This window comes from Vulcanisaeta sp. JCM 14467 (genome assembly GCF_001316245.1).
Lineage (GTDB): Archaea > Thermoproteota > Thermoprotei > Thermoproteales > Thermocladiaceae > Vulcanisaeta.
In genome coordinates this window covers 73,464-88,161 of record NZ_BBDM01000001.1, presented here as the reverse complement: position 1 = coordinate 88,161, position 14,698 = coordinate 73,464, and the positions used below count along the sequence as shown (strand labels likewise).

General features: G+C 44.1%; 21 protein-coding genes, 1 tRNA gene and 1 pseudogene. 9 read left to right on the top strand and 14 right to left on the bottom strand.

The window, feature by feature from the left end; translation table 11 throughout:
• Window positions 1-15 precede the first annotated feature (15 nt).
• Window positions 16-774 (top strand): hypothetical protein, encoded by a 759-nt coding sequence (locus JCM14467_RS00490; RefSeq protein WP_054848737.1) that lies wholly within the window; start codon window positions 16-18, stop codon window positions 772-774.
• Window positions 775-806: 32 nt separating this feature from the next.
• Here JCM14467_RS00490 and JCM14467_RS00485 read toward each other — a convergent pair whose 3' ends face one another.
• From JCM14467_RS00485 to JCM14467_RS14480, 6 genes are all read right to left on the bottom strand, one after another.
• The gene (locus JCM14467_RS00485; RefSeq protein WP_054848736.1) at window positions 807-1,385 is read right to left on the bottom strand and encodes a hypothetical protein; all 579 of its coding nucleotides are present in this window, start codon (window positions 1,383-1,385) and stop codon (window positions 807-809) included.
• A gap of 48 nt (window positions 1,386-1,433) precedes the next feature.
• On the bottom strand, window positions 1,434-2,147 hold the full coding sequence (locus tag JCM14467_RS00480; protein WP_054848735.1) for a DUF357 domain-containing protein: 714 nt from the start codon (window positions 2,145-2,147) through the stop codon (window positions 1,434-1,436).
• A 108-nt stretch (window positions 2,148-2,255) separates the two neighbouring features.
• Window positions 2,256-2,765, bottom strand: coding sequence for an Lrp/AsnC ligand binding domain-containing protein (locus tag JCM14467_RS00475; RefSeq protein ID WP_054848734.1), 510 nt, complete (start codon window positions 2,763-2,765; stop codon window positions 2,256-2,258).
• A gap of 154 nt (window positions 2,766-2,919) precedes the next feature.
• Window positions 2,920-3,723, bottom strand: coding sequence for a cobalamin biosynthesis protein (locus JCM14467_RS00470; protein ID WP_252900245.1), 804 nt, complete (start codon window positions 3,721-3,723; stop codon window positions 2,920-2,922).
• A 155-nt stretch (window positions 3,724-3,878) separates the two neighbouring features.
• On the bottom strand, window positions 3,879-4,130 hold the full coding sequence (locus tag JCM14467_RS14485) for a hypothetical protein (protein WP_252900244.1): 252 nt from the start codon (window positions 4,128-4,130) through the stop codon (window positions 3,879-3,881).
• Between the two features lie 5 nt (window positions 4,131-4,135).
• Window positions 4,136-4,450 (bottom strand): hypothetical protein, encoded by a 315-nt coding sequence (locus JCM14467_RS14480; RefSeq protein ID WP_252900243.1) that lies wholly within the window; start codon window positions 4,448-4,450, stop codon window positions 4,136-4,138.
• 61 nt (window positions 4,451-4,511) lie between these two features.
• Here JCM14467_RS14480 and JCM14467_RS14475 point away from each other — a divergent pair, with 61 nt between their 5' ends.
• The 5 genes and pseudogenes from JCM14467_RS14475 to JCM14467_RS00445 all read left to right on the top strand — a co-directional run bounded on the left by JCM14467_RS14475 (window position 4,512) and on the right by JCM14467_RS00445 (window position 7,347).
• Window positions 4,512-4,973 (top strand): hypothetical protein, encoded by a 462-nt coding sequence (locus tag JCM14467_RS14475; RefSeq protein WP_252900242.1) that lies wholly within the window; start codon window positions 4,512-4,514, stop codon window positions 4,971-4,973.
• Between the two features lie 35 nt (window positions 4,974-5,008).
• Entirely contained in the window at window positions 5,009-5,206 is a 198-nt protein-coding gene (locus tag JCM14467_RS14470) for a hypothetical protein (protein WP_252900241.1), read from the top strand.
• Window positions 5,207-5,302: 96 nt separating this feature from the next.
• Window positions 5,303-5,704, top strand: coding sequence for a hypothetical protein (locus JCM14467_RS00455; RefSeq protein WP_054848733.1), 402 nt, complete (start codon window positions 5,303-5,305; stop codon window positions 5,702-5,704).
• A gap of 6 nt (window positions 5,705-5,710) precedes the next feature.
• Window positions 5,711-6,662: pseudogene (locus JCM14467_RS00450) on the top strand (NAD-dependent epimerase/dehydratase family protein).
• Window positions 6,649-7,347 (top strand): uroporphyrinogen-III synthase, encoded by a 699-nt coding sequence (locus JCM14467_RS00445; RefSeq protein ID WP_252900240.1) that lies wholly within the window; start codon window positions 6,649-6,651, stop codon window positions 7,345-7,347. The pseudogene JCM14467_RS00450 and the gene JCM14467_RS00445 overlap by 14 nt, the downstream one beginning before the upstream one ends.
• Here the strand turns inward: JCM14467_RS00445 and JCM14467_RS19250 are convergent.
• The 6 genes from JCM14467_RS19250 to JCM14467_RS00425 form a co-directional block, all read right to left on the bottom strand.
• Window positions 7,330-7,464 (bottom strand): hypothetical protein, encoded by a 135-nt coding sequence (locus JCM14467_RS19250; RefSeq protein WP_256359180.1) that lies wholly within the window; start codon window positions 7,462-7,464, stop codon window positions 7,330-7,332. The two genes, JCM14467_RS00445 and JCM14467_RS19250, sit on opposite strands and share 18 nt — an antisense overlap.
• A gap of 65 nt (window positions 7,465-7,529) precedes the next feature.
• Window positions 7,530-8,348 carry an ion channel gene (locus JCM14467_RS00440; RefSeq protein WP_252900239.1) on the bottom strand — a complete coding sequence of 273 codons (819 nt, stop codon included), beginning with the start codon at window positions 8,346-8,348 and terminating at the stop codon, window positions 7,530-7,532.
• Between the two features lie 138 nt (window positions 8,349-8,486).
• Window positions 8,487-10,055: a hypothetical protein gene (locus JCM14467_RS00435; RefSeq protein ID WP_054848731.1), complete on the bottom strand. Its 1,569-nt coding sequence runs from the start codon at window positions 10,053-10,055 to the stop codon at window positions 8,487-8,489.
• 144 nt (window positions 10,056-10,199) lie between these two features.
• Window positions 10,200-10,297, bottom strand: a tRNA-Val gene (locus JCM14467_RS14465).
• Between the two features lie 188 nt (window positions 10,298-10,485).
• Entirely contained in the window at window positions 10,486-11,721 is a 1,236-nt protein-coding gene (locus tag JCM14467_RS00430) for a hypothetical protein (RefSeq protein WP_252900238.1), read from the bottom strand.
• An 11-nt stretch (window positions 11,722-11,732) separates the two neighbouring features.
• Window positions 11,733-12,071 carry a hypothetical protein gene (locus JCM14467_RS00425; protein ID WP_054848729.1) on the bottom strand — a complete coding sequence of 113 codons (339 nt, stop codon included), beginning with the start codon at window positions 12,069-12,071 and terminating at the stop codon, window positions 11,733-11,735.
• 170 nt (window positions 12,072-12,241) lie between these two features.
• Between JCM14467_RS00425 and JCM14467_RS14460 the strand changes: the two genes are divergently transcribed.
• Genes JCM14467_RS14460 through JCM14467_RS00415 form a run of 3 tightly spaced genes read left to right on the top strand, consistent with a single transcriptional unit; the run spans window position 12,242 to window position 13,881 of the window.
• On the top strand, window positions 12,242-12,652 hold the full coding sequence (locus JCM14467_RS14460; RefSeq protein ID WP_252900237.1) for a PfkB family carbohydrate kinase: 411 nt from the start codon (window positions 12,242-12,244) through the stop codon (window positions 12,650-12,652).
• A gap of 2 nt (window positions 12,653-12,654) precedes the next feature.
• Window positions 12,655-13,206 carry a PfkB family carbohydrate kinase gene (locus tag JCM14467_RS14455; RefSeq protein ID WP_252900236.1) on the top strand — a complete coding sequence of 184 codons (552 nt, stop codon included), beginning with the start codon at window positions 12,655-12,657 and terminating at the stop codon, window positions 13,204-13,206.
• A 45-nt stretch (window positions 13,207-13,251) separates the two neighbouring features.
• Window positions 13,252-13,881, top strand: a complete 630-nt coding sequence (locus JCM14467_RS00415; protein ID WP_252900235.1) for a potassium channel family protein — start codon at window positions 13,252-13,254, stop codon at window positions 13,879-13,881.
• On the opposite strand, the gene JCM14467_RS14450 is transcribed toward JCM14467_RS00415, so the two are convergent.
• Together JCM14467_RS14450 and JCM14467_RS14445 are read right to left on the bottom strand one after the other, a co-directional pair.
• Window positions 13,856-14,320, bottom strand: coding sequence for an amino acid permease (locus tag JCM14467_RS14450; RefSeq protein ID WP_252900408.1), 465 nt, complete (start codon window positions 14,318-14,320; stop codon window positions 13,856-13,858). The two genes, JCM14467_RS00415 and JCM14467_RS14450, sit on opposite strands and share 26 nt — an antisense overlap.
• 14 nt (window positions 14,321-14,334) lie before the next feature.
• On the bottom strand, window positions 14,335-14,694 hold the full coding sequence (locus JCM14467_RS14445; protein WP_252900234.1) for a hypothetical protein: 360 nt from the start codon (window positions 14,692-14,694) through the stop codon (window positions 14,335-14,337).
• Window positions 14,695-14,698 lie beyond the last annotated feature (4 nt).

Sequence of the window (14,698 nt, the reverse complement as noted above, 5' to 3'; positions counted from 1 at the left end):
TTTTAAGTGGGATTGATGAAAACGGCATTATTAATTGCCGCAGTACTTATTGCGGTAGTAATTGCCGGCGCCGTTGCATACCTTGCAATGACAATAAACGGAGGCCCTGAGTCAGCACTCCTAAATGCCAGGGAATTGTTTATGAAGAATGTTACAATGACTTATAAGTTCGCCATCAGTTCTACGTTTATGATCGGTAATAACGAGTTTCCAGGTATGCCCAGCATTCCGTTTCAAATGGGTCCGCTGATGGGTGTTGCCGCAATATCCAGGACACCCATAGATGATGCAACCGTGATAAACGGCACATTCTCATTTAGGCACTTCATGGGGACCGGCATTAATTTTGATATAGCACTTTGGAGATATGATGATGAGCTTTGCTATGCAACGGTATTTAACTTCATGGGTCAGCAAACCGCGACTCACTGCGCACCTTACGTAAACTTCACTAAGTACGTAATACTTGCATTGAATGAGAGTAAGTACGTGGGGAAGGGTACCTGGGATGGGAGAACAACCTACTGCTTCACGGCAATGCTAACGTTAGCACCAACCCAAGGTGAGTTTCAGGGATTACCAATGATCATGAACATAACAGAACTATGCTTACTAAGTAATGGCGTGCCAACGAACATAACGATATACCTATATCCCGCACATCAAGGAGGGCTTGGTAGTATGTTCGTGAACATAAACATGACTCTCATAAGTTACTCATTCACCTTCAATCAAGCTGAATTTACGCAAATAACAAGAGGATTAATTCCATAAACCATTACGTCTTACGCCTAGATCTCAAGTAATCACTGCACCAGTCCAGGGACTTTTTTGATTTTCACTAGGGCATCCTTCAGCTCGGAGTATTGATACGCCATTATAAATAGGAAGTATTCCTCAGCGCCCTGGCTAATCCTGATTATGAATATGCCAGGTCCATAGGTATACGGAACTATGGTTGGAGGTGGGGGTGGCATTGGAGGAGGTGGCGAAGGTGGAGGTGACGCTTGTGCTGGAGGTATGTACTCAATGATGCATGGATTAAAGTCCTCAATACTCATCCTATGTTCATCGCCATTGCGTGTTAGGAATACCACGTAGTCATTATATATCGTGAGTTCCATAATCGAGTATCTACTCCATTTAATTATTCTCATGGACCTGCGTAGATTACCTATGAGGATTGCTAGGAAGAGTAATTGAAAGATTAGGATGATCATGAACCAACCAACCTGACTTAATAACATGCCTAGTAAGGTTCTTGGTACTAACGCGAACGTCATTACGTCGAATAAAACCCAGGCTAAGGCTATAATGAGTGGGTTTATCATGTAACCGATGAGGTTTATGGGTGCAGATCTTACTTTGAGTATTGGTTCACTCATGCAATACCACTAAATTAAGTCCTAATTATAAAAATGAGTGTGCCTGCACTATGGCGATGGATTATTCTGGTTAAACCTACTACTTATGGCCTTGAGTATCTTTGTCGTGCTGCAGAGTGGGCAGTCTACGTAATCATTAAACCTAGTAACCTCAATATTGCCCAATCCCCTCCTCCTCAACTCTTCCCTTAACCAATCCTCATTAAATGGTTGGTTTGGCCCGAGCAGGATTATATTCGGTCTCTCCTCCTCAACAACCCTAAACATGTCGTTCTCATACCCGAGCCTTGCCTTATGGACATAGACAATGTTGCTTATGACCTCAAGTCTCTGGTTCTCGGGTATTATCACGTCCCTACCCTTAATCTTCCTTACCGTGGAATCCCTGGCAATCACAGCAACCACGCGACCCAGTGTCCAGGCGTGCCTTAGGTAGGCGATGTGGCCTGGGTGTATTATCTCGAATGTGCCCGCAACAAATACCTTATTCTGGGCCCTCCTGATCAGGTCATCCGTCCTACTCCAATTGAAATGGGCCATTCCAAGTAGTCTTAATGCATCGAGTAGGCCCTCGGCATAGGCTATTGTTGCCAATGCTGTGAATTGATCACCCCTTGACAGGTAATAAATTGAGTCCTTTAGGTACGCCTTGGCAATCTCAACTACCTCATTTCGAACGCCCTCCCTCTCTATTTGATCGAGTGTGTTCGCCACATTTCTAATGTATGCATCAATCCTTACCCCAGGGTTTACCGTCTCCATGATGCCACGTGAATGCGTAATCCTAGGTTAATAAACCTTCCAGTGTAATAATAATTGATGATATTTAATAATTAATGATTTAAGCAATGCCTAATTCCCAACTATGTACTACTCCCTGAGTGTTTCCAGGGATATGAAGGTCTTAGTGTCCTCAATACCCTCCATCATACTTAGCACACGTAGTATGTCATTAACATTGACCTCCCTAGTTATCAGTATCAAGTCATAATCACCAGACACCCTATACGCCTTCTCAATGGGCAGCTCCTTAACCTTCTCATAAATGATCGTCCTATACCTTGGCTGAACCTTAACGAGTATTATCGCCTCATTGGAACTCATCCTCAACACCTTAAGCGCCTTATCAGTCACATCAACGAATTCACGACCAGTCCTTATCAGCCCAAAGTCCTTAAGTTTCTTAAGGTGAACACTAAGCGCCTGCCTAGTCATTCCAAGCTCCCTAGCCAGCTCATCCTGGTCTGCATATACCGTGTAGACCTTAAGCGGGACAGCCTTTTTAAGTAGGTACTGAAGGACCTGAAGTTGTCTCTCCGTCAATTGCCTCTCAATTTCGGCAGGTGTTGTCTCTCCACTTGATGTGGTTATTGAAGACATAGTAATCTACCAAAATATGCCTGATAGCACTAGTATAAAAAAGGTTATTCCTAAATATTATATATGACCCGTCATATAATCCACCGTAAAAAATAAAGGCTATTAATTACATATTAAATAATGATTTATTTAATCATTATATCGAAGAATTCCACTAAATGAATAACGATATAAGAAATGCTCTAAGAATTAAAAGGGCTAAAGTAATTACTAAGGCAATAATTACCGAGACATCAAATAACTTAATAGCTAGTCTTAATTTATTCACATCTGGACCTGGCGCATCATCATTAATTTTATAGGCGCCAACCTTCTCAAGCATAACCCCTAACGCACCTGCGAAGGATGCCATGGGCCACCCAGAATTAACACTCCCTACGTTACAATGCTCATGAAAAGCCACCAAAATACTTTCCTTCCAATTTAACCCCATTAATCCAGATGCCATTGAAATGATGATTGAGGATAGCCTAGCGGGTATGTAATTCAGTACTGTGTCAACCCTGGCCGAAAACCAACCAACATCCTCATACGGCCACCCCCTATAACCAACCATCGAATCCATGGTATTGGAAAGCCTCTGGAGTAGGGCTCCAGGTAATCCAAATAATGCGAAGTAGAACAGTGGCGATAGAAAACCATCTACAAAGGATTCGGCAAGACTTTCGATAACTGCAGATATTAAATGAGCCGTGTCTAAATCCCAGACATTTCTCCTAACAATTTCCTGGGTTAACATACGAGCATTATATAAATCACCCGATTCAATGCCCTTCAATATCCTCTTGGCATAATCCCTCATTAACCTTATTGAAAACGTTAATTTCAGGAAATAGGCATAAACAACAATACCAACTACAACATTAATAATCATTAGAATGCGCGGTACCAGGTAATAAATAATCATTATTGGGATTACGGAAATAAACCACAAAAATATTCCAAAAAAATTTACCATCTGGTCTAAATAATTTAAATGCAATATTACCAGTAACGACCACAGGATGCATTCTTATGAATATACCCCGGGGCTCACCGAGTACTAAGTCGAGGATTACCGAGGTTATTAAAATCACTATGTAATACAGCAATACCTCAATCATAATGCCCACACTACCTAATGCGTCTGGTATTTTGCACTAACCACGTCAATGAACCTCTAAAATACGTTATGAATTCCTGCAACTCAAAGAGGGGCCTTAAAACTTCGGCATTGGGGCATGAATCCCTAACCATAGCTAGAATCTCCTTATAAATCACGCCCTGGGTAAGGACTACTGGAATCACCCTATCTGGGCAGTGGTTAGTTAGGTAATTCCTGAGCGTGGGCTCGATTTTAAGGAAAACCACATCATGAAGACCCAACCTATTTATATCATCAATGAGTCTCTGGTCATTCTCCCCATGAAATACATATAGCCAGGGCCAAGACTTAGGAGGAAATCCCCTACATGCGGCCACCTAAGTAATGGTGGCGCTTCAAAACCCGTTATGGATACTGCCCGTTCATAGTCCTTACCATACCCAACGAACAGCGGTATGTATATGTCACCAGCAACGTCATTTATTGATGGTTTAGAGTACGAAATAAATGCGTAACTAATGCCAACACCCTCTGCGAAGCGCTTTACGCTATTGATATAATCGGGGTCCCGTGATCCATGAAGTACTATGACAATCCTCACGTGGCTCCATTGACCACATAATGTAATGCATATTAAAAACCTTAATATACATGGGTCAGCAATGGCGATTAAAGTTAGAGCGTCAGCTCTCGTGCTTTATTACCCAGCCGTGTTAATAATCGCGGCAATAAGCTCCTTAGTCGCAGTATTAGTACCGAGTTATTACGCCCTACTCCCTGAGTTCGTATTATCCATATTCTTCATTTACGTATTAGCTAAATTGCATAGGGGCCTGGGTATTGGGTATTCCTACATAGCCGTGATAACGTTAATAGTGTTAATTAGTTATGCATCGGTCTTCCTAATAAGGCCAGGACTGATTTTGAGTAGGGCGCTTATTGAGATGAGACAGAGTGTGGTTAGGGGCTTGATCTACGTCATTATTTACCTATTCGCATCATTACTACCTGACAGCGCCACTGACCTGGCAGGTACATTGCCCATCTTCATTTTTGTAACTGCCATTGCCGTACTAGAGCTTAGGCTGAGGTACTACTTATTGGCGGGCATTCTAACGGTGTAATCGGTATTGGGGTTTCCACGATAATTCTATCCCTAATGTACAATAGGGTCATTATGACCTATGGGTTATCGGCAATGACCATGGGGCTAATGGGTGCGGTCCTAATGTCCTCGTTAATAAATACCGTTAGGGGGCCCGTCAGACCCGTGCATGCGTTCAATTTCCTAATAATACTATACACCGTTTATGAATCGTTATGGCTATTAATACCGATACCGCCCGTGCTCGTGTAGATGGTGTTGGTATTAATAGGCTTGGCCACTTCATAAGCTTTGTCGCCGGGATCATTATTGCAATATTTATAACCTAAGGGGTAGTGGCTTTGCTCGATGAGTAAGTCGCAGAGGGTTGGGGCGTGGCACATGCTCTATGGGATAAGCCTATTCTTATACTTAGTCAATGTAAGCATACTTATTTACCTTCAATATGAGTATTACGTGAGTCCAAGTTTCATAGAATCAATGATGCTGGCATTACCATCAATATACACGTCCCAAATAAGTAATGTTCTTCAGGAGGGTTATATCGGGATAATGGGTACCATATCAGTAATGCTAATATTAATAATGATTTATATAGTAATAAACACGTTGCAGGGTCAGGCGCGCCAAGTGGGTGGGTTGATAAGGATCGCATTACTGATTTTACTGTTGGTTCAGGTAGTCCTGGGAAATACTGGGCTCCTTCTTGTATTGATAACTGGCTTGGTTAGTATAGCGTTGATGAGGTGATTGTAAATGAAGGTGCTAGTGACCGGTGGTGCTGGTTTCATAGGCTCATCCTAACGGAGAGACTTGTGGAGATGGGCTTTAACGTGGTCGTCATTGATAATCTAAGTTCAGGGGATCTAGATAGGCTTAGGAATGTTATTGATAGGGTTAAGTTCGTCAAGGATGATTTGAAAAGCCCAAGTAATCCTGATGTATTCCAGGGTGTTGATGCGGTATTTCATTTAGCGGCGAATCCCGAGGTTAGGGTGTCGGTAACTGAACCTAGAATTCACTTTGATGAGAACGTCCTAGCCACATTTAACGTCCTTGAGCTAGCCCGTAAGTACGGCGTTAGGAGTGTAGTGTATGCATCATCAAGTACAGTGTATGGTGATGCCAGGGTAGTACCAACACCTGAGGATCACCCAATACAGCCAATAAGTGTTTACGGAGCCGCTAAGGCGGCTGGTGAGGTCATGTGCGGAACCTACGCAAGGTTATATGGAATTAACTGCGTAGCCCTCCGTTATGCGAATATTGTAGGGCCTAGGCTTAGGCATGGGGTAATTCATGACCTACTAATGAAGCTCAGGAAGAATCCTAGCGAACTAGAGGTTCTCGGTGATGGAACCCAGGAGAAGTCGTACCTTTACATAACGGATGCTGTGAATGCCACGTTGATGGCTTGGGAGTATGCCGTGAAAAATGGTGGCGTCTATATATACAATGTCGGTAATTGGGACTCAATAAGTGTCAAGGACATAGTGAGCATAGTAATTAAGGTCACAGGGCTAAACCCAAGGATAACCTATAAACAGCAACCCCAGATGGTAGGGGTTGGCTGGGCGACGTGAAGAGGATGTTACTTTCCATTGATAGGATTGTGAGGGAGGTTGGTTGGAAGCCCACCCTGAGTAGTAGGGATGCTATTGAACTCACGGTAAGGTCACTGGCCCAGGAACTTGGTGTTGTTAAATGACGAAGATCTTAATCCTCAGGCTTCAGGAAAGATCAAGCCGATATCCTTAAGTGGTTTTGACATAATTCAAATACCCGTTATTAACGTGATACCTAACGAGGAACTGATTAATAAGGTATCATTAAACGATGCTAATTACGTAATTATAATGAGTTCGGTCGTTGTGAGGTATCTTAGTGAGAAATTGAAGCAATTAGGCAGTAGTACTTTGGTCATTGGTGTTGGTCCGAGGACATGCGACGAGGTTCAAAAACTAGGCCTTCGATGCGAGGTGCCCAGGGAATTCTCGAGTCATGGCATTGTTGAACTAATGAGTAAGTTGCCCCGCGGTAAGGTCGTGGTGCTGAGGTCATCGAGGGGTAGTGATTATATTCGTAATGAGCTTGGGAGAATCGGTCATGAGGTGATTGAGTACGGTATTTACGACCTAAGGCCCGACCCTATAAATGTTGGCGTTGCATGTAGATTAATTAATTATGTTGATTATGTGGTGTTCATGAGTCCCATGACGTATGAGGCAGTGAGGGAATGCGCCAGGGAGACGCTTAAAGGTAGGGCAGTGGTGGCCATAGGTAGGGTGACGGCAGATCGCCTAAGGGAGGATGGCATAAACCCATTAATGCCGAGTGAGTACACACTCAATGGTGTCTTGAGGGTATTGATCGAATCACTTAATGATTATTAGGGAATCGCCTGATTGGATTATGAAGTCATTAACTGGATTAAGAATGACCTCATTGCCCCTAACCACTCCAATAGCCAGGTAGTTCAGCTTCATTTTGAGTGTCTGGACTACGTCCATGAACCTCCTCCCAATATACTCATCAGCACTAATTAGGTCCAGGTTACCACTGTTGATTATGCTTATCAGGCTGATGAGAGGCCGTGGTTAAATACTTCATTGGCCATGAGTACGGTGGTGAAGGAGCCCAGTGAGATTACGGAATTAGCGCCAGCCCTTAAGGCGTACTCCCTGTCGGACTCGTTAAGGACCTCAGCAATTATGTAGGTGTTGGAATTCAACTTCCTAATACTCATGATCAATAGAACAACCTTCGCATCAGCCGCCTTAGCATCGGCATCATTAAATGGGAGCACCACCACCGTAGATGCCCTATCAACACCAGCCCTGAGCAGGTCCTTGGTATTAAATGGGTCACCACGTATGAACTCAACATCGGTAGGTAATGACGGCGGTCTCTCACCACTACCTATGTAGAGGATGTCGATAATTTTGCCCCTCGCTCTCATCAACTCAATAATTACATTAATAACCCTCAACGCCCTATCAACATCACCAATAATAATAACATGCCCACCCTTCGAGGTCATGTGATGACCCATGCTTCTAGTTATCGCTATATTTGTTAATTCCGTGGCTATTGACGCAGTTAACAAGCTTATTACGGCAATTCCCACGGGCATTATCACCATGTCGGCCAACTTACCCAAGTACGTATTAGGCACTATATCGCCGTAACCAACCGTGGTTATCGTCTCCACCACAAACCAAACAGCATTAAAGTAATTATTAAACCCAGGGTTCTTACCATGTTCTATCAAGTACATGATTAGGGCACCAACGAATAAAACGACTAGGAATAGGATTAATGAGTAGAATATGAGACTTCGGGCAATCCTACGAACCCTCCTCAGAATCCTTAAAACGGTAATTGGTATGACCATCTGGCGGATTTAATCATTGATATCTTTTAATAAACTTACCTAACGATAACCGTGGAGGATATATTTAGTGAGGTTGGTTATGAGGGCTCAATGAGTTTTAAGAGGATAAATGGCTTAGGCATGGCATTAGGTGAATCATTACTGGGGACAGCTAGACGTGTATGTCGTTACATAGAACCCACTTGGTGATGACGTGCTTGGCCCAGCAGTTCCGACATTTATTACCTGGAACTGCATATTCGGTGGTGATGGGTAGAACATGAACCACTGAACATCATATACAACCGACTCATAACTACATGAGGAACCACTACCGCTATAAAGCACGGCCTGAACACCGGCGGGCACGTTAATCTGGGTCGTCAGGAATGGGTAAACAATCATAGGCCCAAGGATCTCAGTACCCAATTGATTCTGCTGGACAGCGGCTGTTGGGTTTGTTGGTGCTAGTACCCAGGTCTCATTATAGGCACCGCCGCCATCAGGCGTATTGGTGTATTGAGGAGCCGTTAGGTTTATCTCAATCGGCGGATCGTTAATCGTGTAACCCTCCGTAATCGCATTGCCAAACTGTCCGGTGGGTCCAGTAGCTGAGAAGCCAATGGCAATACTTATTTGATAGCTCACACTAGTTGACGTTGACGGGCTTATTGGACCAGGGTTGGCGCCGGCCCAGGAGAACCAACCAACTGGGGTATTCCTGTATGAGCATGTAAATACATCAGGTTCCATAACACCCTGTGAGCACATATACGATGCGTATTGATCAACAAACGATAATAAACTATTAACATACACGCCGGACGCAGGTGATGATGCGATGAAGTTCCATTCATACCCAGGGATATAAGTATATCCATTCTCTTCACCAGCAATATTTTGGCCAATTTCAATGCAGAAATCAGTAATTTCAGAGCCATAACTATCGCTATAAATCTGCTGACCATACCAGAAGAAGTAACCATTGCTCACATTGGTTGTTTGTTGAGTCGATGCTGAGAAGGAGCTAGCCACTGCGTAGCAAGGATCGTCCGGGTCTACTTGGTTCTGCACGGTGGGAATTACGCCGTATAACAGCTTTAATACTGTAATGAGTTTCTCATTAAGGCTTATGGTATTTGCGGGTCCGATCATTAATGCCCTATGGCCTATCGGTACAGCCAATACGTACATCATATCGCCAACGCCATACCTCGGCACGGGCACAGCAACGGCACTCGCGTTATATGCCTTGGCCCATGCCTTGGCCAGTATTAATTCCGTAGTAATTAATTGACTCACATTACTCACGCCGATTATAACGATATCCCTATTAATAAATAAGTGCTTCAGTATCCTAATGGTAATTGTCATGTTACTGCTGGTGTAATTAAATAGATATGTCCAGTCAATGGCTATGATTGATCGAGGTGGCGTATTGATTACATTAGAGACGCTTATGGGCGTAATAATGCCCTGTGGAACACCAGCATTAACAAGACCCTGGATGAATCCTGGTGAACCAATGGCAAAGACTTCAACACCGCTGGGTATGGGTATGAGCTCAATTTCCTGCGAAACCTTTAGGTAACCACGTGTAGGACCTCCTACATGTTTTATTCCAATGAGCGCCCTATGGATTGGTAGGACCGTTATTGAGATCACAGCTATGGTTGTTAGGATCAATACGGTGAATAGCCATTTATTGAACTTAACCCCCATAACCATCAGCTAGATGTCGCATAACGGACTTTTTTTACTCCGGCTGTTCAGTAAAAGTGATTCGAGCGAGTTTGAATTTGTTTACGGGCATGTATCTTGAGTGGAGGGTGACGTTAATGCAGTCGTGGAGCGTCTAATATTAGGATGCCTTGGTGGGCCCGCCGGGACTTGAACCCGGGATCTCCCGCGCGTCAGGCTTGTACGGGGCACATGCCCCTGGGCATCCTACCAGGCTAGACTACGGGCCCCGATTATTGGTAGTTTCATGCTGAATTTAAGCTTTTTCGCCCAATCTATGCTTTAGTGTACTCAACAAATATGGCATCCCTCAATATGGTGTGGGCTTAAAACCGCGGGCAAGCATCATGTAGAAGGTTAATAACGTAATATCTCAAAGCGGTGAATTACGGTGTGGGCTGCATAGGAATTTGCGAACTTAACCCTCACAACTGAGGCTGTTACCTGAATTTTGATAATAACTTGTTGCATTTATTATGAATCCAAGGGCGGGTATTCCAAGGATCCTTAAATTAATTAATGATAGATACCAACTGGTTTTATTTAAATTGTTTATACGGGCCATAATTACGAACTTGATATACATTAATGACGTGTATGCAGGAGAAGGTTCCATTGTATTAAGGGTTGATAGAGCATTAATACCCACAGCATCAAGTAATGCGTAGGGTTGTGCAGGGCCGATGTAGTAGGCCGTGGTCATGTTCTGTAGGGTTATTAGCCAGTAGTATGCTGTTCCGGCGGGGTAGGCTCTTAGTGTTCCGCATCCTGGTCCTTGTGTTCCGTTTTTCCAGCTTGCGTATGTTATGATCGTTAATTTACTTAGGGCCGGATATCTAAACTCCTGCTCTGCGAGTGGTATTAAGGTGTTGTATATGTAGCTGACTGGCCCATTACCATAGTCAAGGTTACCTATTAATGAATTTGATGAGGATGCGTTCAACACCTCGGAAATCGCGGTACTACCCGCATAGACATAACTCACATGATCCACGTAGTAATACTCCGTATAATTAATCAGCGCTAAAGAACCATTATAAGCAAAGTAGAAACTACCAGGTTGGGCCAAATAGCTATTATAGCCAAAACCAAGATCCACCGTCACTATAGGCACATTCCAACTCATGTAAGCGCTATAGGAGGTACCTATTGTGGAGAGCATGCCATTCTCGTAACTAACCGCGTCCCAATCAAATACTCCTAAATACATAATATTGAGTGCAAGTTCAATACCGTAATCCTCGTATTCACGCACAATGCCCTTACTCCATGTGATCCATATCAATGGTATTGGTCCTATGAAGCCGTAGCAGTAAAGTACTGGCTTGTACATTTGAGGCCCATTGCCTAATTCCGCCACTATTGGGCCTTGCTCGAGGCAGTTATACTCCGTGTATGCAGAGTCTGCTCTCAATGAATTTGTTAATTGATTCGTTGATAATCGCTTGATTGGGATTAATCTAAAGGGCTTGGCGCTTAGGTTCACGTATGCCGTCAATACTATGTACCTAATGTCTCCCCTACCCATCACCCAATTTACACTATACGGTACTGAAAAGGCCACTAACCAACTCTCATTTCTCGTGAAGTCTATGTATGTTATGAAGATAAGCAGTGACGTATTATACTTATTCACGTCTGAGTTAAACGACACCCACCTGCTTATTATGAACCTCCAGTTAGCATTGCTAAATGGTACGTAGATGACGGGACCGAAGCCGTAGGTAATGGGTACGACGTGCCTGGTGTTAATCCGTAGACGGTAATGAAGGTAGGTATTGGATAGACTCTAGAGCCGTTGATGGTGTAAACCCTGATGATCAAACCAGGGGATGCTGAGGGTAGTACGGATGCGTAATAGGAGGCCATGCCATTACTAATCTTAATACTTTCGATGGGACCTGGCTGGGCATTAACGGCTATAAAGATGGTCATGATGACCGATAACACGGCGATTAGTAATACTGCAGTTAGAGCTTCGTGGGTGAATTCTGCTCTCTTCATTATAGTTAAATTCTATCATGGGCCTTCTTACCCTTTGCTTTACCCTGGAATGCCGATGGTTATTTTAGCCGTCGTGGATCTATCTTATGATTAAAGGATGCCACGTCCTGTTCTTATTCTAATGCGTAGAGTAATTCCTTAAATATGTTGGTAAGGTTACCTTATTCTCAATGCCTGAGGTTGTGGCGTTGGGTGAGCCCCTTGTTCAGTTCAATGCTGTTACTGACGGACCTCTCCGGCATGTTACTTACTTCGAGAAGCATGCCACAGGTAGTGAGGCTAATGTGTGCGTTGCCTTGGTTAGGCTTGGGGTTAGTTGTGGGTTGATAACGAGGCTTGGGGCTGATGAGTTTGGCTTATTCATATATAACTGGCTTAGGGGTGAGGGTGTCGATGTTAGCCACATAAGGTTTGATCCTGATAGGCCCACGGGTATTTACTTCGTGCAGAGGAACTACCCAATATCGGGCGTTAGCGATGTGTTATATTACAGGAAGGGCTCAGCAGCCTCAGCCCTGAGTTCCGATGACGTTGACTCAGACTACGTGGGTAGTGCCAGGGTTTTCCACACCACGGTATAACCATGGCCATTAGCGATACTGCTAGGTCAGCCGCACTTAGGGGCTTGGAGATTGCACGGAGTAGGGGCGTTGCCACGTCATTTGATGTTAATTTCAGGAGGAAGTTATGGACCAACGTTGAGGATGCGGTCAATGCCTTAACTAGGGCTCTTAGTCTCGTCGATATAGTATTCCTTGATGAGGATGAGGCTAACCTACTACTTGGCGTATCTGCGATCGATGATGTATTTAGGGAGTTGCGTTCGAGGTTTGGGGTTAATAAGGCCGTGCTTAAGCTCGGCTTGAGGGGCTCGGTGGCGTATTGGGAAGGTAGGGTTGCCAAGGTGGATGCCTTTAGGGTCCCTGTTAAGGATCCGATAGGCGCTGGTGATGCTTATGCCGGCGTATTCCTGGCGTCAATACTCAGGGGCTACGACGTGGAGAGTGCGATGAGGAGGGCTTCCGCGGCTGCGGCTATGGTGGTTATGGTTAGGGGTGATGAGGAGAACCTGCCCAGAGAGGAGGATTTGAGGAGGTTCCTTGAGGGTTATGGTAGGCAGGTTGACCTTAGGTGAACTGGTTTTTAAACACGGCATTGTCTACTGCATGTGCGTAAGGCATTGCTTGTTGGAGTGAATGATATTAGTGTGATGGTTGCCAGGTTATTAGTTAGTAATGGTTATGACGTTAAGATAATTGCGAGGAACGAGGATGAAGCAGGGCTTAGCAAGGGCGTACCTGCCTATGTCTATGTGGGTGACCCAAGGGATGAAGCCCTTCTGAAAAAAGCAGGTATTGACGAGAGTGAGGTTGTGATGCTCTTCATGGATGATGAAACGAATCTTAATGTGGCTAGAATAGCGAAGTCCAGAGGCGTGCCCACGATAATATCGCTGGTCAGCGATAAGGAGAGGTACCTGGACTCATTAATCGAGTTGGGCGTCTATGCAATACCGATTGTGGATGCGGTTCTATCAAAGATAGCACATTACCTAAGGCTTCCATTTAAGCAAATGCTTTATTCCGACGATAAGGTGCAGGCGTACTATGTAGTGATTAGTTCTGAGTCGCCATACATAAATCAGGAGGTTATGGATGTGGCGAGGAGGTGCAGTGTGGCGATACCACTGGTCATAAGGGGTGATGACGTGATAATCAGCCATGAGGGGCTCAAAATCGAGGCTGGCGATAAATTGCTCATTGTTGGCGCCTCGGACTCTGTTGTTAAGTGTGTCGAGAAGATTTACTGAGTAGGTACAGTAGGATGCCTATCAATAACCATGACAGCACCACTAATACATATATTGACTTAAACAGGGCTATGAGGATTATGGAGAACGCGTACACAATAATGCCAATGATCGACACAATGGGCACTTCCACCCGCCTTATGGTGATGCTCCGTGTCTTGAAGTAACGCATTAGGTATGGTTCCTTATTTCTAAACATTATTAGTGCAATCATGGTCATTAGGTACACAATTGTTGACGCTATTGCGTAGGAATCCGCAATAAGCTCAACACTGCCTGGTATTACGAATAGCATCGCTATTAATGATGAGGTTATTATCGCAAGATACGGCGTCCTATACCTACCATGAATGCTACTCAACCTACTCGGTAGTAACCCATCCTCACCCATTACGTAGATGCTCCTTGAAAAATCAACAATACCTGCATTAACCGATATGAGTAATACTATTGCTATTGATACTGAGATATAGCGGATACATACATGTTGTTGTGAAGTAAGTATTTCGCCAAAGCGCCTATGGGATCTCCAACATTATTGGATACTATCGTTAACGCCCCAGACAATATCATCAATAATGACAGTAACAATGCGACCACGGTTGATAATGCGGAAACACTGATTATGGCCCTTGGAACGGATATGAAGGGCGCCATGGTCTCCCCCGTTGATTGCGCTATTACGTCAATGCCCGTATAACCCCTTAATGAATATGCCAATCCACGGGTTAAATAGTTGGGATTAAATGATAGCCTGGGCATAATGGCTCCGTGGCTAATTACTACGTAGCAACCAAGCACTAATAGTGTCATTATC